Origin of the sequence: Alteromonas sp. MB-3u-76, from assembly GCF_002831605.1 — a bacterium.
In the GTDB taxonomy this organism is placed as follows: domain Bacteria; phylum Pseudomonadota; class Gammaproteobacteria; order Enterobacterales; family Alteromonadaceae; genus Alteromonas; species Alteromonas hispanica.
On sequence record NZ_CP025115.1, the window covers coordinates 806299 to 825679 of the forward strand.

General features: G+C 44.9%; 18 protein-coding genes. 12 read left to right on the top strand and 6 right to left on the bottom strand.

Annotated elements, in window-relative coordinates; translation table 11 throughout:
* Positions 1–153: 153 nt before the first annotated feature.
* Genes CW735_RS03580 through CW735_RS03605 form a run of 6 tightly spaced genes read right to left on the bottom strand, consistent with a single transcriptional unit; the run spans position 154 to position 6779 of the window.
* The gene (locus CW735_RS03580; RefSeq protein WP_071978674.1) at positions 154–969 is read right to left on the bottom strand and encodes a symmetrical bis(5'-nucleosyl)-tetraphosphatase; all 816 of its coding nucleotides are present in this window, start codon (positions 967–969) and stop codon (positions 154–156) included.
* A 9-nt stretch (positions 970–978) separates the two neighbouring features.
* A complete protein-coding gene (apaG, locus tag CW735_RS03585; RefSeq protein ID WP_071978675.1) occupies positions 979–1353 on the bottom strand; it encodes a Co2+/Mg2+ efflux protein ApaG in 375 nt (124 codons plus the stop codon).
* A 9-nt stretch (positions 1354–1362) separates the two neighbouring features.
* Positions 1363–2190, bottom strand: a complete 828-nt coding sequence (gene rsmA / locus CW735_RS03590) for a 16S rRNA (adenine(1518)-N(6)/adenine(1519)-N(6))-dimethyltransferase RsmA (protein ID WP_100970944.1) — start codon at positions 2188–2190, stop codon at positions 1363–1365.
* Positions 2187–3173, bottom strand: coding sequence for a 4-hydroxythreonine-4-phosphate dehydrogenase PdxA (gene pdxA / locus CW735_RS03595; protein ID WP_071978677.1), 987 nt, complete (start codon positions 3171–3173; stop codon positions 2187–2189). Before pdxA ends, rsmA begins: the two co-directional genes overlap by 4 nt.
* Positions 3174–3188: 15 nt before the next feature.
* Complete coding sequence (surA, locus tag CW735_RS03600) at positions 3189–4472, bottom strand: peptidylprolyl isomerase SurA (protein ID WP_100970945.1); 1284 nt, start codon at positions 4470–4472, stop codon at positions 3189–3191.
* Positions 4473–4532: 60 nt separating this feature from the next.
* Positions 4533–6779, bottom strand: coding sequence for an LPS-assembly protein LptD (locus CW735_RS03605; protein ID WP_100970946.1), 2247 nt, complete (start codon positions 6777–6779; stop codon positions 4533–4535).
* A gap of 419 nt (positions 6780–7198) precedes the next feature.
* On the opposite strand from CW735_RS03605, the gene djlA reads away from it, so the two are divergent.
* From djlA to CW735_RS03665, 12 genes are all read left to right on the top strand, one after another.
* Positions 7199–8068: a co-chaperone DjlA gene (djlA, locus tag CW735_RS03610; RefSeq protein WP_100970947.1), complete on the top strand. Its 870-nt coding sequence runs from the start codon at positions 7199–7201 to the stop codon at positions 8066–8068.
* On the top strand, positions 8065–8991 hold the full coding sequence (gene xerD, locus CW735_RS03615) for a site-specific tyrosine recombinase XerD (RefSeq protein ID WP_100970948.1): 927 nt from the start codon (positions 8065–8067) through the stop codon (positions 8989–8991). The genes djlA and xerD overlap by 4 nt, the downstream gene beginning before the upstream one ends.
* 203 nt (positions 8992–9194) lie before the next feature.
* On the top strand, positions 9195–9953 hold the full coding sequence (gene dsbC / locus CW735_RS03620) for a bifunctional protein-disulfide isomerase/oxidoreductase DsbC (RefSeq protein ID WP_083595189.1): 759 nt from the start codon (positions 9195–9197) through the stop codon (positions 9951–9953).
* 196 nt (positions 9954–10149) lie between these two features.
* Positions 10150–11871: a single-stranded-DNA-specific exonuclease RecJ gene (gene recJ / locus CW735_RS03625; protein ID WP_083595190.1), complete on the top strand. Its 1722-nt coding sequence runs from the start codon at positions 10150–10152 to the stop codon at positions 11869–11871.
* A gap of 52 nt (positions 11872–11923) precedes the next feature.
* Positions 11924–12205: a hypothetical protein gene (locus tag CW735_RS03630; RefSeq protein ID WP_071978682.1), complete on the top strand. Its 282-nt coding sequence runs from the start codon at positions 11924–11926 to the stop codon at positions 12203–12205.
* Positions 12206–12220: 15 nt separating this feature from the next.
* Positions 12221–12931, top strand: coding sequence for a DNA repair protein RecO (recO, locus tag CW735_RS03635; protein ID WP_071978683.1), 711 nt, complete (start codon positions 12221–12223; stop codon positions 12929–12931).
* A 192-nt stretch (positions 12932–13123) separates the two neighbouring features.
* Positions 13124–13861, top strand: a complete 738-nt coding sequence (gene pdxJ, locus CW735_RS03640) for a pyridoxine 5'-phosphate synthase (RefSeq protein ID WP_071978684.1) — start codon at positions 13124–13126, stop codon at positions 13859–13861.
* 64 nt (positions 13862–13925) lie between these two features.
* The gene (acpS, locus tag CW735_RS03645; RefSeq protein ID WP_071978685.1) at positions 13926–14306 is read left to right on the top strand and encodes a holo-ACP synthase; all 381 of its coding nucleotides are present in this window, start codon (positions 13926–13928) and stop codon (positions 14304–14306) included.
* Positions 14307–14336: 30 nt separating this feature from the next.
* On the top strand, positions 14337–15761 hold the full coding sequence (gene rlmD / locus CW735_RS03650) for a 23S rRNA (uracil(1939)-C(5))-methyltransferase RlmD (RefSeq protein ID WP_100970949.1): 1425 nt from the start codon (positions 14337–14339) through the stop codon (positions 15759–15761).
* Positions 15762–15782: 21 nt separating this feature from the next.
* Entirely contained in the window at positions 15783–17966 is a 2184-nt protein-coding gene (relA, locus tag CW735_RS03655; RefSeq protein WP_100970950.1) for a GTP diphosphokinase, read from the top strand.
* Positions 17944–18771 carry a nucleoside triphosphate pyrophosphohydrolase gene (gene mazG / locus CW735_RS03660; RefSeq protein ID WP_100970951.1) on the top strand — a complete coding sequence of 276 codons (828 nt, stop codon included), beginning with the start codon at positions 17944–17946 and terminating at the stop codon, positions 18769–18771. Before relA ends, mazG begins: the two co-directional genes overlap by 23 nt.
* A 156-nt stretch (positions 18772–18927) precedes the next feature.
* Positions 18928–19320 carry a YbaN family protein gene (locus CW735_RS03665; protein WP_332310095.1) on the top strand — a complete coding sequence of 131 codons (393 nt, stop codon included), beginning with the start codon at positions 18928–18930 and terminating at the stop codon, positions 19318–19320.
* The last annotated feature ends 61 nt before the right edge of the window (positions 19321–19381 follow it).

The following is a 19381-nucleotide window of genomic DNA, read 5'->3' on the forward strand; positions in this document are numbered from 1 at the left end:
GTTTCAGAGGTAGAATAGCTCGCAGTGCATTCTAATCTCGGTTTTATCCCGTCGCTTTCAAATAAATGTATCGACTACAATTACTTAATGTTTACCCGTATTGGAGAAAACATTAATTTATTTTTCTGGTCATACCAGTGGGGCCCGCAATGTTCAGGCAGAAAGTGTGATCAACTCGCCGGTGGTGTCGTTGAGAAGGGTAAGGGTTTGCCCCCAAACGTATCCGGTATCGAGGCCAATAAACTGTGATGAGTCAGTTTCTCCGGCAAGCGCAGCCCAATGACCAAAAATAACGCGGTGTTTGGGTTTTAGTTTACTATTACTTACCTCAAACCAAGGCTTTATTTCATCTGTCGCGCTGTCGGGGTGTGATTTGTTTTCAAAGTTAAGCTCACCATCTTGCGATACAAATCGCATTCGTGTGCAAGCATTGACGGTAAATCTGCGTCGTTCTTCTTCGCTGAGGTTGGAATTCCACTTTACTGGTGTATTGCCATACATAGTGTTTAACAACGCAACGTAGTCTGGCCCTTTTAAAATGTCCGACACTTCATCGCTTAACGCCACTACATCTTTGATTGACCACAAGGGGTAGAGGCCTGCATGCACAATTAGGGTTTTCTTGTTTAGTCGAAGGGCAAGTGGAAACTGGCGTAACCAAGTCTCTAACTCATGAACATCATTTGCGTTTAATAACGGCTCTAGGTTATCTGCTTTTTTGGGTTTATGGATACCGTTAAGCGTTGCCAAAAAATGAAGGTCGTGATTGCCAAGAACGCTTGAGAAGCTTTTACCAAGAGACTTAAGAAAGCGCAGCGTGCTTAATGAGTCTTCACCACGCGCTACTAAGTCACCCACCGCATAGAGTTTATCCTGCGCAGGGTCAAAATTTACTTTGTCGAGAATTTGTCTTAAGCCGCTATAACAGCCTTGTATGTCCCCAATGAAATAGGTGTTGCCTTTAGACATTATTGGCCTTTAGTGAAGTATATGGGGAACAGCAAGTCGAAACACGTCAATAGGTACTTTGAATCGATCGCCATTCTCTCGTTCCATTTCATAGTAGCCTTCCATATTACCAACGGGCGTGTCAATGACGGCACCGCTGGTGTACTCAAAACTTTCACTTGCTTTTAGTATCGGCTGCTTTCCTACGACACCGGCACCTTGAACTTCCGATGTCTTTCCGTTGGCATCAGTAATTCGCCAGTAGCGATTAATTAGCTGCACGGTCTCGTTACTCTCATTTTTGATAATAATATGATAAGCAAATGCGAATTGCTCTGAATCTGAGGGTAGATGCTCGGGCAAGTGGCGAGTTTTCACTCGCACTTGAATGTCTAATTCATGCATAGAAAGAAACTAAGACTCTTGGTTATATTCTTTGTTTGAGACCGCATTGGCTAAAGTAGCAAAATCAGTCAAAGAAAGTGTCTCTGCTCGACACTTGGGGTTGAGACCAAGCGCACTGATTTCTTCCTCATCCAAACAATCTTTCAGAGAGTTTCGAATTGTTTTTCTGCGCTGATTAAAGGCCTGAGCGCATACTCTTTCAAGTGTGCTTAACGACTCTACCTGCACAGGAGGAACGCTATGGGGAACGAGTTTTACTACTGCCGAATCTACTTTTGGAGGTGGCTTAAATGCTCCAGGAGGCACATTTAATACTGGGATAACGTGGCAGTAGTATTGCGCCATTACCGAAAGTCTGCCATAGCTCTTTGAGCCAGGGCCCGCGGCAAGCCTGTTCACTACTTCTTTTTGAAGCATAAAGTGCATATCTTCAATGCTAGATGCGTGATCAAATAGATGGAACATCAAAGGTGTAGATATGTTGTAGGGTAAGTTTCCGAAAACGCGAAGCTTGCCATCACAATCGGGCATCTCTTTGGCAAGCGCAGTGAAGTCCATCGTCATCGCGTCTTGTTCGATAACGTTGAGTTTTTCACCGTTAAACGGGTGGTGGCGAAGTCGTTTGGCTAGGTCACGGTCTAGCTCAATTACGGTAAGTCGGTCAACTTCATCGCAAACTGGATCAGTTAATGCGCCTAAACCTGGACCAATTTCTACTAAGTTCTGTCCGCTTTTAGGCCCAATTGCCGCTACAATTTTCCCGATGACATAATCGTCGTGTAGAAAGTTTTGCCCAAAGCGTTTTCGTGCCGTATGGCCTAAATGTGTTTTACTCATTGTTGATGCTGCGCAAGCTCAATGGCTTTTTCCAATGCTTTTCTGAAACTGCCGGCGTCTGCGTTGCCTGTTCCTGCTAAATCGAGAGCAGTACCGTGGTCAACAGACGTACGGATGAAAGGTAAACCTAACGTTATGTTTACCGATGCGCCGAACCCTTTATACTTTAACACAGGCAAGCCTTGATCGTGATACATGGCTAATACTACGTCAGCATCTTCAAGATATTTAGGCTGAAAAATAGTGTCTGCAGGAAGGGGACCAATAATATCGAGGCCTTCTTCACGAAGTTCATTGAGTGCCGGTGTTATGGTATTAATTTCTTCAGTGCCAATATGGCCGTCTTCTCCGGCGTGGGGATTAAGCCCACAAACGTAAATTCTTGGCTTTTTAATTCCAAATTTCAGTTTCAAATCTGTGTGAATAATATGAATGACTTTATGAAGGCGTGTGCCGGTGATTGCCTTGGCAACATATTCCAATGGAATATGCGTGGTAGCCAGCGCCACATTTAGCCCCTCTGTTGCCAGTAACATCACAACATCAATGGTATTTGATTGATAGGCAAAAAACTCTGTGTGGCCGCTAAATGAAACGCCCGCTTGGTTAATAATGCCCTTGTGCACTGGACCGGTTACCACAGCATCAAAGTCACCGTCTATGTTGGCTTGGCATGCTTCGCGAAGTGTCTCTACTACGTAAAGCCCGTTTTCACTGTCAAGGGTTCCAGCCACTACATCTGCTGATTTACTAATATGTTTGATAAACAGTGAACCCGGCGCTTGAATGTCCTCAATAGCCGGGTCGTAGTCAATAAGCGTTAACGGAAGGTCTAAATCTTTGGCTCGTGCCATTAGCATATCGCTGTCGGCAAACACGACAAGCTGCGCTTGCCATGCCTCCTGAGCCAGTTTGATGATCAAATCTGGCCCGATGCCCGCCGGCTCTCCCGGCGTTACTGCTATTTTAATTGGTCTGCTCATGAATGACTTATAGTTTTAGGACTCAATAACTTCAACATACGCTGCATCACGCATTTCACGAAGCCAGTTTTCTGTTTCTTCTGCAAACTTCCTGTTAAAGATCAGCTGGTATGCTTTTTCTTCTTTGCGTTTATCTGTTGCATCATCCACACGGCGGTCGATAAGCTGAATTAAGTGCCAACCGTGCACAGAGCGAACCGGCTCACTAAACTCACCTGGTTCTAACTGCGCTAATGCGTCTTTAAATGCAGGCACATAATTATCTGGGTTAGACCATCCAAGATCGCCACCGCGAAGTGCAGAGCCAGGATCTTCAGAATATTCTTTAGCCAACTCTTCAAAGTCAGCTTCGCCAGCTTTTACATCCTCTTTAAAACCAGCAAGCATGGCCTTTGCCTTGTCTTCACTTAAAATAATTGAAGGCTTAACAAGAATATGACGGGATTTCACTTCTTGCACCGTCACTTTTTCAATACCGCGGGTATCGATTACTTTAAGAATATGAAAACCAGCGCCACTGCGTATTGGGCCTACTAGAGAGTCGACATCTTTATTTTGCACCGCTTCGGCAAAAAGTGTAGGCATAGCGTTGATGTTTAGCCAGCCCATATCACCACCTTCAAGGGCTTCATTACCCGACGATGATGCGATAGCAATTTTGGTGAAATCTGAGCCAGACTCCAATAGTGAGATAACTTTATCTGCTCTTTCACGAGCTGCCTGGATATCTTCATCTGTTGGATCGGCAGGGAAACCAATAAGAATGTGGCCTAAACGATATTCAGCTTGTTCTGCACCTTGCTGTTCAATTAAGCCCATTAAAGTGTCAATTTCTTGTGGGGTGATGTATACACGACGGCGCACATTGGCGCGTCTTACTTCGCCCATGATAATTTCTTCACGGATATCTTCACGATAGTCGTCGTAGGAGATGCCTTCTGCAATAAGCGAAGCTCGAAGCTGCTCCATCGTGGCGTTTTGATTGGCAGCAATGTTGCCAATGGTTTGCTCTAGTTGAGGGTCACTTATTTGAATACCCATACGCTCAGCCATTTGAAGCTGAAGATTTTTTGTAATTAAACGCTCAATAGCCTGCGTTCTCAGCGCCCGATCTGACGGTAGCTCTTGATTATTCGCCTCAGCATTACGCTTAACTTCTTTTACTAGTGCGTTAATTTCGCTTTCTAGTATCACCCCTTGGTCTACGATCACGGCAACGCGATCAAGCATGACCTCTTGTGCCACACTGCTAAATGAGAGTATTGCACCTAACATCAATGCACGGATAATGAACTTCATACACACTCTTTATTATTGGTTAATTGCATTAACACACACTTTTGTATGCGTAATTACGGGTTAATTTAAACTATAAGGCTGTCGATAGCCAAACATACCGTCTTCCAGCATGCTTCTTCGGCTCGCCATCGAGCCAATTCCTTTGAATATAAACTGTAGTGAAACCCCTGAATCGAAATCATCAGTGGTTTGTTCGCCGCTATCGTTGAATCGGTTGTTGAGCGTTCGCTGTGCTACGAGACGCACTGCCCAACAGCAAGACTCGTATTGAATGCCTGCATAGGTTTCAACACTGCGATTTCTCTCAAGATCCCGATAAGTTCTGCCAACCCATTGCCAGTTCTTAGTGATAGGCCAACTCGCCGATAGACCTATTTGATCAATAGTTTCACCACTTAAGTTGCGTACATACCGGTGGCTGAGTTGAAGAAAGCGAGACGCATCTTTTCGATATTCGATGCCCACACTGCTTAAATCAACCTTGTCGGTATCGGTGGTTACTTGTACATCGGAGTGAAAGTACCAGTTTTGATCAAAACGCCAATCTAACTCGGCGGCTAAAGCTGAACGATCTTGGTCTTTATTTGCTGCTATTACTTTATTATCTTCAAGATAAAATATCTGACCCACACTTAGAACAAATTGTTCCCTATTGTTTTTATCTAACATTCGCGTGGTTGCGCCGACAGTGATTTGATTATTATCGTTAATACGGTCAAGGCCGGTAAATTCCTGTCCCCGAAAAAGACCTTCAACATCTGTAAGTAGTGCGGTTGAATCGTATAGACCGATAGCGGTTTGATCTTCATAAGAGGTGTATAAATACTGTACCTTTGGTTCAAAAGTCATCGAAAGCTCGTCATCAAACCACGAAGTATCTCTTTCAAAGTATAAAGCGCCGTAAAGTCTTGCTTGGCCTAGGCTACGCTCGACATCCTCTTCAAGCTCGGTTCCCGCTACATTGTCCTGGCGGTAAACGGTTTGAAATAGTGTTGTCTCTGCTACTACTTCTCCCCATGCTGCACGTAGCGGCAAGGCGAGCGTTGGCGCTACGTGAAAACGAGTGGCAGTAGGGGCGGTTGTTAACGTGTTGTCAAAGTGGGCTAGCTCTGAATCAATGCTGAACTCAAAATAGCGCCCTAGCGCAGTGTTATAGTTGAGCTTTATTTGAGGTACTGCTCGGTAGCTATCTGCGGTGTCGCCTAGTACTTCGAAGTCTTTTACCTGTACATTGACTGACAAATTCTCAGAATAATAACTTAACCCCACGCTGCGATATAAATGCGTATCTGCGCGGCTGTAATAGTCTGAACCAAGGTCGAGAAGGTAGTTGTCGTCACTTAGACCATTGAAATCGATATTCAATAGCCAGTTCTCGCCTATTAGGCCCTGATGCTCTAAACGATAAAAATATCGGTCTGGATTACCGCTTATATCGCTGTCGCTTGGAAGATATTCAACATAAGCCATTCCCTCACTTTTTTCGGTTAAATAGCGAAACTCGGTATTGAGTTGTAAGCCTCGCCGAGTCATTAACCTTGGTGAGATGGTCATGTCGTAGTTTGGGGCAATATTCCAATAAAATGGCTGAGTATAGTCGACCCCAGTTCTACTCGAGCTGGTTAGCTCGGGAAAAAGTAATCCTGTTTGACGTTCATTACTTACAGGAAATGCAAAATACGGCAGATAAAAAACAGGCACATCAGCAATATAGAAACGGGTGTGTTTGGCTTGGCCCCACGCAGTGCCTTTTTCTAAACTGATTTCACTAGCCCTAATTAACCAGTCTTCGCTACCTTGTGGGCAAGTGGTAAAGCTTACTTCATTTAGAACAATACCTGTGTTGGTATCTAATAGGATATCTTTCGCAGCACCTTGTCCCACAAAGCCAGTGAGTTGATACTTTGTGTTTGTCATCTCTAAACGCTCTTCTTCAGAACGCAAAGAAACGGTATCGCTTTGCACTTTCAGGGATTCGTCTTGATAGGTAACGTCGCCTTTGGCTATTAAATCTTTACCGCCGCTGTTTACTTGAGCTTGAGATGCACTTATCACTGCTGCGTCTGAGGTAATGTCTACGTTGCCAGAAAACAGGGCAACTTTATTCTCAATAATCTCAGTGCGGTTAGCTTCAACTTTTATGTGGCCTTTTTGCATCAGTTGTTTGCTGCTGAACGCCACGGGCTCTACACCACAAAACGCCATTGGCTCTATAGCGGGAGCGGGTTGAGATACGGTTGTATCCTGTGCGGAAGCGACGACAGGCAAAAGTGTCGCGCAAACTAGCAAGGCGCAGGTGTTTTTCATGCGTAAAAAGGCGGCCTGTTAAAAAATATGATGCGTTAAACCCCGTGTAAGACGCCAAAGGTCTTTTTAAGTTCGGTGTCGTGTTGTTAAAAACTGTTGGCAGCAGATGTTAAAAAAACGCGACGAGCCTGCGCTTGAGGCAACCAACATTTGTATATTGACGACAACCGGTCAATTCTAAGCACTTCTGTAACAATTACCAACCGTTGGACAAAAAAAACAGCGAAATAGTAGATATTTTGAGCTGATTTGGACATTTACCTCTGCTATGACCTCAATAGGCTTGAGAACGCTCGAAACATTACTACTTCAATGTGTGTAGGTCTTTGGTATAGTTATTCCACTGTACGGTGACAAATTAGAGCAGTAGCGAGGGTATAAGCGCTTGCATTCGCTGCATTACGGGAGAGAAAAATTTAATGTCTTTTTGGGGTAAGGTTCTCGGAGCCCTTTTCGGTTTCATGTTTTTAAAGATTCCCGGTGCGATATTAGGGCTTGTGGTTGGTCATTTCTTTGATAAAGCGTACAGCCAAGATTTTAATCACATGGGTGGTTTTGGGCGGTTTTTCAGTGATAAGAACTCTCTTAAGCAGCAGGCGATATTTTTTCATAGTCTTTTTAGCGCGTTAGGCCACCTTGCCAAATCTGATGGGAAGGTAACTGACAGAGAAATTCAGATTGCCACTGCGTTAATGGACGATATGCGGTTGTCTGGCGACGCCCGCAGTGAGGCTCAAGATGCGTTTAGAGAGGGCAAAGCACGAGATTTTCCGCTCAACGATATGCTTAAAGGCTTTTATGATGCCAGTCATGGCAGACGAGATATACTGCAAGTATTTTTAGAAATATTGATACAAGCCGCATTTGCAGACGGGCAATTGTCGCAAGAAGAATATGCTGTCTTAGAAAAAGTGGCTAAGCCACTAGGTTTTAGGCGTCGCGACCTTGACTACTTAATCTCTATGTATGAAGCCGAAATTCGTTTTCGTCAGCGTCAAGGTCAGCAAGGGCAGACAAACAGTAACCGCAAACGCCAGCATTCAGGCCAGCAACAGACTTATTCTGCTCAGCAAACCCTCGACGATGCCTATCGTATTCTCGGTGTTGACGCATCCGATGATGAGAAAGTGATTAAACGTGCTTATCGCAAACGGATGTCAGAGCATCACCCTGATAAACTAGTTTCAAAAGGGTTGCCAGAGCAAGCCATGGAGATAGCAAAAAAGAAGGCGCAAGATATTCAATCAGCGTATGAGTTAATTAAACAGCGTCGTGGCTTTTTTAAATGACCAACAAAACCCGTGAACTCACTTACGTACCAGCTGCAAGTCAGTCGCATATTGACGGTTTTATAGAGATGCTGTGGTTGGAGAAGGGGCTATCGGAGCACACGCAGCAAAGCTACCGAACCGATTTAAATAAGTTGGCGATTTATGCCAATAATCAGGGCGTAAAAGACCTATCTATTTTAACCACTGAGCAATTGCAAGATTACCTCGCATACCGCTATGAAAAAGGGCTGTCTAGTAGAAGTACCCAACGCGCGCTGAGCGCCATTCGGTCGTTTTTTGTTTATCTGATTGCAAAACAAATAAGAGTAGATAGCCCGGTTTCTACACTTTCTAACCCTAAAACGTTAAAAGCACTGCCGACGTCGTTAAGTGAGCAGCAGGTAGAAGATTTGTTGGCCGCACCGATAACTGACGATCCCATCGAGTGTCGTGATAAAAGCATGCTTGAAGTGCTGTATGCCACTGGGCTTCGAGTAAGCGAATTAATTGGGCTTACCATGGATCAAATCAGTTTGCAGCAAGGTGTAGTAAGAGTTGTGGGTAAGGGTGATAAGGAGCGACTAGTACCGCTAGGTGAAGAAGCAATTGAGTGGCTCATAACCTACATCAAAACTGCAAGACCAATTTTGGCAAATAAACAATCGGATGTGGTGTTTTTAAGCCGGCGTGGGCAAAAGATGACAAGACAAACATTTTGGCATCGCATTAAATATTATGCTGTAAAAGCTGGTATAGAGCAGCATCTATCGCCCCACACATTGCGCCATGCATTTGCAACTCATTTGTTAAATCACGGTGCAGATCTCAGGGTAGTACAAATGCTATTGGGGCACAGTGATTTATCAACAACACAAATTTATACCCATGTGGCGACTGAGCGATTACAAACGCTCATCCATAGCCACCACCCTCGAGGTTAATCTTTTTTGTAAAAGCTGCAAAAACTGTAAAAGAGGTAAAAGTAGCGACAAACGGTTGCCTATGCCTACCTTAACTTCTCTTGTGTATGTTAGTCTTCAACCATTGCATCCGCGCTGAAAAACAAAGTTACCTCAGAGATGAAACGAAATCGTGTTTTCTCAGGTCTCTCTTTCTAAGTAAAGAGTAAAACGCGCAACGTTAAATGAAAAATTGGCTAGCCAATGTGGAGTATTTTAAAGTGAAAGTAGTAAAACAGATTGCAGCAAATAGTTTTGCCTTAGCGGCACTCATGGTAAGCAGTTTCACCCATGCCGCAGACGATGCTGCAATTCAACAGAAGCTCAATACGGTGCTTGGCTTAGAGGTTGAGTCGGTGGCCGATTCTCCGGTACCTGGTTTGGTGCAGGTTTCTACCGATCGCGGTTTTTTCTACATTAGCGACGATGGCCAGTTTCTTTTACAAGCTGTTGTTTTAAATATCGATGAAGGCATGCGAAACGAAACCGAAGTTGCCATGACAGCGTTAAGGTTAGAAGGAGTTAAAAAAATGGCGCCTTCAGCAATTACGTTTAAAGCTAAAAACGAGAAACACGTAATTTCAGTGTTTACCGATATTTCTTGCGGTTATTGCCGTAAACTGCACAATGAAATTGGCGAGTTGAATGACAAGGGTATCACCGTAAATTACCTGGCTTTTCCTCGTGCAGGCCTAAACAGCGAAAACTATGAAGAAATGGTTTCGGTGTGGTGTGCTGCTAACCCTCAGCGGGCACTTACTAACGCTAAAGCTGGTGAATCTGTTGACTCTGCATCTTGCAATAACAAGGTGGCGGAGCAGTACATGTTAGGTCAAAAGCTAGGGGTAAGAGGAACGCCAAACATAATCTTACCTGATGGCTCGGTGATCCCTGGCTATCAGCCGGCAGACGCAATTGTTGACGTGTTAAATCAAGCCGGGTAATTAAACTCTATCGTTCAGCCTAAACAATAGAGAATGATATAAATAATTGGGTGTGCGTAAATTTATGCACACCCTTCACGCCCTAAGCAGACACCCCCTGACTTGCTGAAATGAGCGCCGCGCGTCTTGTACCCATTTCGACCAGTGCGTTAGAATTGCGCGTTAAGCATAACCTTTTATTAAAAAACGGTCCCTCATGATATTGCCTATTGTGCGCCGCGAAGTTAGCGGTGCGATGTTGAGTTCACAGTTACACCCCGTTATCGATAGAATTTATAGAGGTCGAAATGTTCAGCACCCGGATGAACTTGAGCATGGTCTTAAGGGGTTATTGCATTACAATGAGCTAAAGGGGATGACTGCAGCGGCATCTCTTCTTGCTAATGCCATACAGCAAAATAAACGTATTATTATCGTCGGCGATTTTGATGCAGATGGAGCAACCAGTATTGCGGTATGTCTGCTTTCTATGCGCGCAATGGGCTTCAACAACATTGATTATCTAGTGCCAAATCGTTTTGACTTTGGGTATGGGCTTAGCGTGCCGATAGTGGATGTTGCAATAGAAAATGGGGCAGATGTTATCGTTACTGTCGATAATGGCATTTCTTGCCTTGAAGGTGTGGCGCATGCTAAAGCGCAGGGCTTGCAGGTTGTCGTTACCGACCACCATCTACCTGGTGAATCTCTTCCAATTGCCGACGCTATTGTCAATCCCAACCAGCCTGGCTGTAATTTCCCCTCTAAAAATGTGGCCGGGGTTGGCGTTGCTTTCTATATCATGCTGGCGATTAAAGCAGAACTACAGCAGCGAGGCTATTTTCAGGAAACGGCCATTCCACCACCGAATCTAGCCTCACTACTCGACATTGTGGCCGTAGGCACGGTAGCCGATGTGGTAGTGCTGGATAGAAACAATCGTATTTTGGTTCATCAAGGGTTGCAGCGTATTCGAGCGGGAAAATGCAGACCGGGTATCAAGGCGCTAGTTGAAGTGGCGAATAGAGAATGTGCCCATCTTACATCCACCGATTTAGGGTTTGTGGTTGGTCCTCGCCTTAACGCTGCCGGACGACTTGATGATATGTCCCAAGGTATCGCTTGCTTATTGGAAGATGACAAAATTCAAGCCCGCATGATAGCCGCAGAGCTTGATGCACTTAATAAAGAGCGCCGAGAAATAGAAGCGGGTATGAAAGAACAAGCCGAACAGGCGCTTGAAAAAATGTCTATTGATGAGGGCGATATACCTGCTGCGCTGGTGGTGTATCGAGCCGATTTTCATCAGGGGGTTATCGGTATTGTAGCGGGGCGACTTAAAGAGAAATATTTAAAGCCTGTCATTGCCTTTGCGCATCAAGATGATGAGGTGATAAAAGGGTCTGCACGCTCTATTCCTGGCGTACACATTCGCGATGTTCTAGATGAGGTAAACACCCGCTACCCCGGCGTTATTGATAAGTTTGGTGGTCATGCCATGGCTGCGGGCTTGAGCCTTGGTGTGGAAAAGCTTGCTGAATTTGAAAAGGCTTTCAGTGAGGTGACTAAGGCCCACATGGCGAAAATGGAAACCGCCCATGCATTACTGTCTGATGGTGATTTAAGTAGTGAGGAGCTGTCACTGTCCTTTGCTCATTTGCTGCGTCAATCGGGACCGTTTGGTCAAGGCTTTGAGTCTCCACTGTTTGATGGCGAGTTTGAAATCGTTGATCAGCGTATAGTGGGGCAAAAACACCTTAAAATGGTGGTAAAGCCTGCTCATGGTAACGAGATTGATGCCATTGCATTTAATGTAGATATCAAAAAGTGGCCTGACGCTATGGTGAAAAGTGTTCAATTAGCCTATAGACTTGATATTAATGTTTTCAGGGGCCAAGAGTCTGTGCAGTTAATTGTTGAGCAGATAAAAGCGGTATGATTTGCACCAAAACGTTTTGCGATATGGTTTTAAAGTAAAGGATTAATAGCAGGTGAAAAGCGAAAAAGAAAAGCTCATTGCAAAACACAGCCAGCTAAATCAGACCGACAATGCCAAAGTTGTTTCTCACGTGCAGCGCGAAGAGAAAGACGGAGAGTGGTTGCGCCATACCATAATGCTTGAAGGTATAGACGTTCCCTTTATCTATCGACGCAAACAAAAATATCAAAGCCTTGTTGGTGCGAGAGTGAATATTACTTATTATCGGCACATAGAAGAGGTGGCTGGTATCGAATTTGAAACCATGAAGGTGGTTCGGATAAAGCGCAGCTAACGAGGCCTAATAATAATGAATACTGACTGGCTTACAGCTTATGTGCTTCACCGTCGCCCTTACAGAGAGACCAGTTACATTGTCGATTTTTTTACCCTAGAAGAAGGCAGGGTCAGCGCCGTTGCAAAGGGTGTTAAAAACAGTAAGTCAGATAAAAAAAGCCTGCTTCAACCCTTTCAAGCATTGCGCCTGCAGCTAAGCGGTAAGTCAGAGCTTAAAAATTTGCGTCACGTCGAAAGTACAGCGCCTTCCATTATTCTTCCCGGCACGGCTTTGTTTTGTGCCATGTATGTCAATGAGCTATGCAATCGGATAATGCCCGCTGGGTTGGCGAGCGACTTAGTGTTTGATGCTTACCAGCAAGCACTGGCATCGCTGAGTGATGCCGTAGATGTTGAGGTTACGCTGCGGCAATTTGAATTTGCGCTTCTTGATGAAATGGGCCTGTTACCCGATTTTACCCTTGACGTTGAATACGAGCTTCCTATCGAGGCAGGGCGCTTGTATAACTTCGAGCCAGAGGTTGGATTTGTGGTTATTTCTGAAGACATTACTCATTTGCGAGGCTTCCCTGGCGAGGCGTTACTGGCACTGGCGCATGGTGAATTTACACCCTTGAGTAAACGTGTTGCCAAAGTGCTTTGTCGTGACTTACTGCGCCCCCTTATTGGTGATAAACCGCTAAAAAGTAGAGAGTTGTTCAGTAGAATTTCACCTAAGCGGTAATTACAGCTGTGACTAAATAGCTAACTAAATCGGCAAAAACTGGCGACGTAAAACCGCTGTCAGTTCGAAGTTCATGTCGAAAAGAGCACGGGTAAAAGAAATTATTTTCCTTTAACACAAGCTGTTAGCAACCTCACATGCCGTAAAAATTTGATACACTCCATCTGATTATTTTACTTATAAGGCGGGTTTATGAGCTCAATTTTGTTAGGCGTCAACATTGACCATATTGCAACACTAAGAAATGCGCGTGGTACACACTATCCAGATCCTGTGCATGCCGCGGACATTGCAGAGCGAGCTGGGGCAGATGGTATAACTGTGCACTTGCGAGAGGATCGTCGTCATATTAAAGATAGGGACGTTCGTATTCTGGCTCAAACTATTAATACTCGCCTGAATTTAGAAATGGCGGTAACCGATGAGATGCTCGCTATTGCCGAAGAGGTTAAGCCTGTATTTTGCTGTTTAGTACCAGAGAAGCGTGAAGAGCTTACCACCGAAGGTGGGTTAGACGTTGCGGGAAACCTTGATGTAATGAAAGCTGCTTGTGAGCGCCTAGCCGCTGCAGATATACAGGTGTCGTTGTTTATCGATGCAGATAAAACTCAAATTGATGCCACGGTAGCGTGCAAAGCGCCTTATATTGAAATTCATACTGGACAGTATGCGGACGCTACTAACGAGAAGCAGCAAGCCGAAGAGCTCGCTCGCTTAGTTGAAGGGATAGAGTACGCAGACAGCTTAGGGCTAAAAGTAAATGCTGGACACGGTTTGCATTATCACAACGTAAAACCTATTGCGGCAATTAAGCAGTTAATTGAGCTCAATATTGGTCACGCGATCATAGCTCGAGCTGCATTTGATGGCTTACATACTGCTGTTGCCGATATGCGTAAACTTATGCTGGAAGCCAGAGCGGGGCTATAGAAAGAATGTGTAAAGTGCTAGCTTTTGGGGTAGCACTTTGAGTCCGTAAAAGAGGGAGCTCATCATGGCTATTGTAGGCCTAGGAACAGATATCGTTGAAATTGCGCGGTTAGGTAAAAATGACGGAGCCATGCAACGACTCGCAAAGCGCATTTTAACTGATAACGAGCTAGAGCAATTTCAACAGCATAAACAGCCAAACCGGTTTCTTGCAAAGCGATTTGCGGCTAAAGAAGCGGCGGTGAAAGCGTTAGGCACAGGTATTGGCAATGGCATTAGTTGGCAACATATCGAAGTTCAAAATAATGACCTTGGTGCGCCAGCGTTAACGTTCAGTGGTGAGTTTGCTAAGCAGTGTGAGTTACGTCATATTTCAAACAGTGTGATCAGTATTTCAGACGAGCAGCACTATGCCGTTGCCACAGTTATTCTAGAATCAATATAAAACATAAATTACTTTCTCACCGGAGTTCCCTTGTCACAGTTTAATAAGCCCTCAAAAGGTAGTCGCAAAAGTGGGCGTTTTAAATCTCCAACGCTTAAACGAAAAACCAGTGCTAATGAACAAGTTGCCAATCTTCGTTTTAGCAATAAAAACAAAACCCAAGATACGTCCACTGATAAGAATCAGTTAGAAGTATTAATAGACAGATTAGATTGGATGGGACAGGGCGTGGCGCGCACTACACCCGTTCATTTTGTTGAGGGGGCGCTGCCGGGAGAGTTATGCCACATCGCTATTACCCAGGCCAAAAAAAATGTGATAAGCGGAAAGGCAATTTCAATTGCCCAGCCGAGTGAAAGTAGAGTTGAACCCTTTTGCCCTGTTTTTAATCAATGTGGTGGCTGCCAGCTGCAGCACATTGAGCAAAGCGCCGCACTGTCTCAACGAGATGATGCACTCAGAACAATGCTGGAACACCAGCTTGGCATGGAAAAAAGCGTTTGGCAGAGGCCTCTTGAGGGGGATAAGCCCGCCTACCGTCGCAAGGCGCGTTTGGCTATAGATGCTAGACGTGAGAGCGATGTCAAACTTGGGTTTCGCGCTCAATCAAGCAATGACATTGTAGATGTAGAATCTTGCCCTGTATTGGTGACGGAACTTAGCAAGCTCATTGCACCGCTACGGGAATTGGTATCTTCTTGCGAAAGCAGCATGCATATCGGTCACATCAGTTTGCTAGCGGGAGATAATGTGTCTCAGGTGACAATTAAACACACCAAAGCACTTAGCCCCGAATTGTATAGTGCGTTGGTATTGTTTGGTGAAAAACACAGCGTGAATATCGCTCTTGAAAATAAAAAAGGGCGATTCAACCTTATTCACCTTGTAGTCCCCTTAGTGATAAACAGTTACGATGGCTACACGTTAAGTCCAGCACCCAATGATTTTGTACAGGTAAACAAACAAGTTAATAATAAGATGATTGAACAGGCACTGGCTTGGCTCGACCCTCAGCCGCAAGAGCGAATAGCCGACTGGTTCAGCGGTCTTGGTAACTTTACGTTATCACTGGCAAAACGCGGCGCAATTGTTCAGGCCGTGGAAGGGGTGGCAGAAATGGTGCAACGGGCACAAGAAAATGCTCACAAGCAGGGCGTTGATAGTGTTCAGTGGCGGCATCTTGATTTGAGTAATAAAGCAGATGTAGAAAGTGCGCTAGGCCATGGCTTCGATAAAGTACTTTTAGATCCCTCAAGAGAGGGGGCGTTAACCGTTTGTCAGGCGCTAGTTAATGCCAAGCCGAAGTCAATAGTGTACGTTTCTTGCAACCCTAGTACGTTTGCAAGAGATGCTGCGGTATTTATACAAGGAGGATATCAAATGAAAAAGGCGGGAGCAGTAGAGATGTTTCCTTTTACCCATCACATGGAAATGATGGCTCTTTTCACACGTTAGCAGTGGCAGTGGGTTACGGACATGGTATCAACAAGAAAGGTACACGAGGCAAAAAGGCCTCCCTTTGAAGTATGGCTGGATAGCTTAGCGATTCAAGAGCATACCAAAGAAAAATTAAGCGCGGTCTCTGCCATGCCAGAGCGCTTGCTGGTGGGCCAAGAGATGGTAGAAATACTCTGCCAGCTCAATATGGACGACGTCACTCTTCAAGCTGCACTGGTGTTTCCTTATTGCGAACAGCACGCATTAAATGAAGACGATATTTGCGATGAGTTTGGTGCAGAGATAAAAGATCTCATTATCGGCGTTCGCAGAATGGATGCGATAAAGTCGCTTCATGCACGCAAAATAAGTAGCAAAGAGCATTCAGACGCCAGTGATGAGCAACATACAGACAGCATTCGTAGAATGTTGCTGGCTATGGTTGAAGACGTGCGAGCTGTGGTAATTAAAATGGCCGAGCGAATATGCGCACTGCAGCAAGCAAAGCTGGCCGATGAAGAAACTCGGGTAATGGTTGCCAGAGAGTGTTCCAGCATTTATGCGCCATTGGCTAATCGTTTGGGTATAGGACAGTTAAAATGGGAGCTTGAAGACCTCGCTTTCCGTTATCTTCACCCGGTAACTTACAAGCAAATAGCAAAGCAGTTAGATGGCAAGCGCAAAGAGCGGGCCGACTATATCGATGCTATTGTGGGCGACTTACAGCAAATACTGAATAACGAGAACATTCGCGCTGAGGTATATGGCCGACCAAAACATATTTTCAGCATTTGGAAAAAAATGCAGAAAAAGCGGCTTACTTTTGAGCAGTTGTTTGATATTCGAGCGGTTCGAATTATTGCTGAGAGGCTACAAGACTGCTACGCCGCGTTAGGCTCTGTTCACGCTAATTACAAGCACTTACCCAATGAATTCGATGATTACATAGCAACACCAAAACCCAATGGCTATCAATCTATACATACGGTGGTGTTAGGGCCAGAAGGAAAGGCCATAGAAATTCAAATTCGTACGCAGCAAATGCATCAAGATGCAGAGCTAGGTGTGGCTGCCCACTGGAAATACAAAGAGGGCAGCGCAGGTAAACAGTCAGGTTACGATGAAAGAATAAACTGGTTACGCCGCATTCTGGCGTGGCAAGAAGAGGTGGCTGAATCTGGTGACTTAGTTGAGGAGCTGCGAAGCCAAGTCTTCGACGATAGGGTGTATGTATTTACGCCGAAGGGCGATGTGATCGATTTGCCGCAGGGGTCAACTCCTCTCGATTTTGCCTATTACATTCACAGTAATGTAGGTCATCGCTGCAATGGTGCAAAAATAAATGGCAGGATCGTCCCCTTTACCTACTTGCTTCAAAGTGGCGATCAAGTAGAAGTGCTAACAGGCAAAGAACTCAACCCTAGTCGAGATTGGATGCACCCAGGCTTGGGATACGTTCATTCTACTCGCGCTAGAGCCACCATTCACTCGTATTTTAAAAAGCAGGATAGGGAAAAGAACCTCGCCGCCGGAAAAGAGTTATTAGAGCGAGAGCTTCACAGGGCGCGCTTGCCTTTAAAAATACCCAGCGAAGCCTGTGAGAAATTTAACCTGCAAACTAAAGACGACTTGTATACAGCGGTAGGCGGTGGCGACGTTCGTGTTATGCAGGTGGTTAATTTTATACACCATTTACAAGAGCCTATTCAGCCTGAGCCAGAAATAAGTCCTAAGGTTAAAACCCGTAAAACCGCCGCAGGCACAGGCAAGAAAGATGCGGTTGTGGTGCAGGGCGTAGGCCACTTAATGAGTCAGTTGGCAAATTGCTGCAAGCCGGTGCCTGGTGAGCCTATCATGGGCTACATAACGCAAGGTCGTGGCGTAAGTGTGCACAAGGAAAGTTGTGATCAGCTACAGCATTTGTTGATACAGCACCCCGAACGTCAAATAGAAGTTAACTGGTCGCAAGAGTTAAAAGTAGGCTTTGAGGCGGCTATTGATATTTACTGTCACGATAGAACAGGGCTACTGAGAGACATTACAACGGTTCTGGCTAACGAAAATGTCCCGCTACTGGGCGTAAATAGTTTGAGCGATAAGAATAGGCAAACTGCGTTAATTACAATCTCAATAGAAGTGATAGATTTAGACACGCTTTCAAAAGTGATTACGCGCTTACGCCAGCTTAAAGGAGTAACAGATGCCAGAAGAAAACAAAACTAGTTTGTCTGGCTTAAATCGCTTGCTCTCTATCATGGAATCGTTGCGCGATAAGGAAAATGGTTGCCCTTGGGATCAAGAGCAAACAATGCAATCGTTAACCCGCTTTACCATTGAAGAGGCCTACGAAGTTGTCGATGCCATTGCTAAAGGCAATAGCGACGATATTCGTGATGAACTTGGCGACCTTCTATTTCAAATTGTATTTTATGCTCATATTGCTCAGGAAGAAGGCGAATTTGATTTCAACGATGTGGCTAACGCCATAAGTGACAAGCTGGTTCGCCGGCATCCTCACGTATTCTCAAAGACAATTGCCTCGGCGCTTTCTCAGGATGAACTAGCGCTTCAGTGGGATGCAATTAAAGCGCAAGAAAAAGCAGAGAAAAGAGCAAATAATGCATCAGGGCTTCTTGACGATGTGCCAACAGGTTTGCCCGCACTCATGTACGCGCAAAAGCTGCAGAAAAAGTGCGCCAAAGTAGGTTTTGACTGGCCTAATACACTTCCTGTGTTAGACAAGGTTGAAGAAGAAGTGGGTGAAATACGCCAAGAGCTAGAAGCTGAAACGCGCAGCAAAGCTGCCATAGAAGAAGAAATTGGCGACGCACTTTTTGCAATGGTGAATTTAGCGAGGCACTGCAATGTTGATGCAGACACTGCTTTGCGAAAAGCAAGCCAAAAGTTTGCTAACCGCTTTAGTGCAGTTGAAGCATTAGCCTTAGATAAGCATCAATCTCTCGAAGAACTATCATTAGCCGAGCTAGAAGCGCTGTGGTGTAAAGCAAAGGCGAGAGAAAAAAGTTAATTACATACCTGTATTTTAAATCTCGTGCTACGCTAATAAATAACAACAGTTAAAGCCAGTCTAGAGCTTATCTCTCAGGTCCTGCTATTTATTGCAGTGCAGATTGTCTTTTAGAGCTGTATCAATTGCTAATTTGTACTGTTTTAAGGGGTGTTAGTGAGCATTAGCATCGTAGATAAAATAAGTAAGCCAGTTTTTACTGCGCTTGGCGTACTTTTTACGCTACTAGGCATTATTGGTGCCTTTCTTCCCGTAATGCCCACTACTGTGTTTCTTATAGGCGCGCTTTACTGCTTTACACGCTCATCGCCAAAACTTGAGCAGTGGCTGCTAAATCATCCAAAGTACGGTGCTACATTAAGCGCATGGCAAAAAAATGGGGCCATATCAAAACGCACTAAGTGCATTGCCTGTTGCAGCATGCTACTTAGTTTTATCGCTTTCTGTGTTTTTGTGAATGCGCCTATTTATGCCCATGGAGGTGTAGCTTTATTTATGGGTATAGGCGCCTATTTTGTTATAACCCGGCCAGATTCAATCAAAGTTTAGTGCTCAGAGCCTAATTTAAGCACTGCAAGCCTAGGCACTGCCACCATATAGTCAGGCCTGA

What these genes read in the sequence shown, in the direction of transcription:
- CW735_RS03580 (WP_071978674.1), bottom strand. Translation starts at nt 969, where the DNA reads ATGTCTAAAGGCAACACCTATTTCATTGGGGACATACAAGGCTGTTAT.
- apaG (WP_071978675.1), bottom strand. Translation starts at nt 1,353, where the DNA reads ATGCATGAATTAGACATTCAAGTGCGAGTGAAAACTCGCCACTTGCCC.
- rsmA (WP_100970944.1), bottom strand. Translation starts at nt 2,190, where the DNA reads ATGAGTAAAACACATTTAGGCCATACGGCACGAAAACGCTTTGGGCAA.
- pdxA (WP_071978677.1), bottom strand. Translation starts at nt 3,173, where the DNA reads ATGAGCAGACCAATTAAAATAGCAGTAACGCCGGGAGAGCCGGCGGGC.
- surA (WP_100970945.1), bottom strand. Translation starts at nt 4,472, where the DNA reads ATGAAGTTCATTATCCGTGCATTGATGTTAGGTGCAATACTCTCATTT.
- CW735_RS03605 (WP_100970946.1), bottom strand. Translation starts at nt 6,779, where the DNA reads ATGAAAAACACCTGCGCCTTGCTAGTTTGCGCGACACTTTTGCCTGTC.
- djlA (WP_100970947.1), top strand. Translation starts at nt 7,199, where the DNA reads ATGTCTTTTTGGGGTAAGGTTCTCGGAGCCCTTTTCGGTTTCATGTTT.
- xerD (WP_100970948.1), top strand. Translation starts at nt 8,065, where the DNA reads ATGACCAACAAAACCCGTGAACTCACTTACGTACCAGCTGCAAGTCAG.
- dsbC (WP_083595189.1), top strand. Translation starts at nt 9,195, where the DNA reads ATGAAAAATTGGCTAGCCAATGTGGAGTATTTTAAAGTGAAAGTAGTA.
- recJ (WP_083595190.1), top strand. Translation starts at nt 10,150, where the DNA reads ATGATATTGCCTATTGTGCGCCGCGAAGTTAGCGGTGCGATGTTGAGT.
- recO (WP_071978683.1), top strand. Translation starts at nt 12,221, where the DNA reads ATGAATACTGACTGGCTTACAGCTTATGTGCTTCACCGTCGCCCTTAC.
- pdxJ (WP_071978684.1), top strand. Translation starts at nt 13,124, where the DNA reads ATGAGCTCAATTTTGTTAGGCGTCAACATTGACCATATTGCAACACTA.
- acpS (WP_071978685.1), top strand. Translation starts at nt 13,926, where the DNA reads ATGGCTATTGTAGGCCTAGGAACAGATATCGTTGAAATTGCGCGGTTA.
- relA (WP_100970950.1), top strand. Translation starts at nt 15,783, where the DNA reads ATGGTATCAACAAGAAAGGTACACGAGGCAAAAAGGCCTCCCTTTGAA.
- mazG (WP_100970951.1), top strand. Translation starts at nt 17,944, where the DNA reads ATGCCAGAAGAAAACAAAACTAGTTTGTCTGGCTTAAATCGCTTGCTC.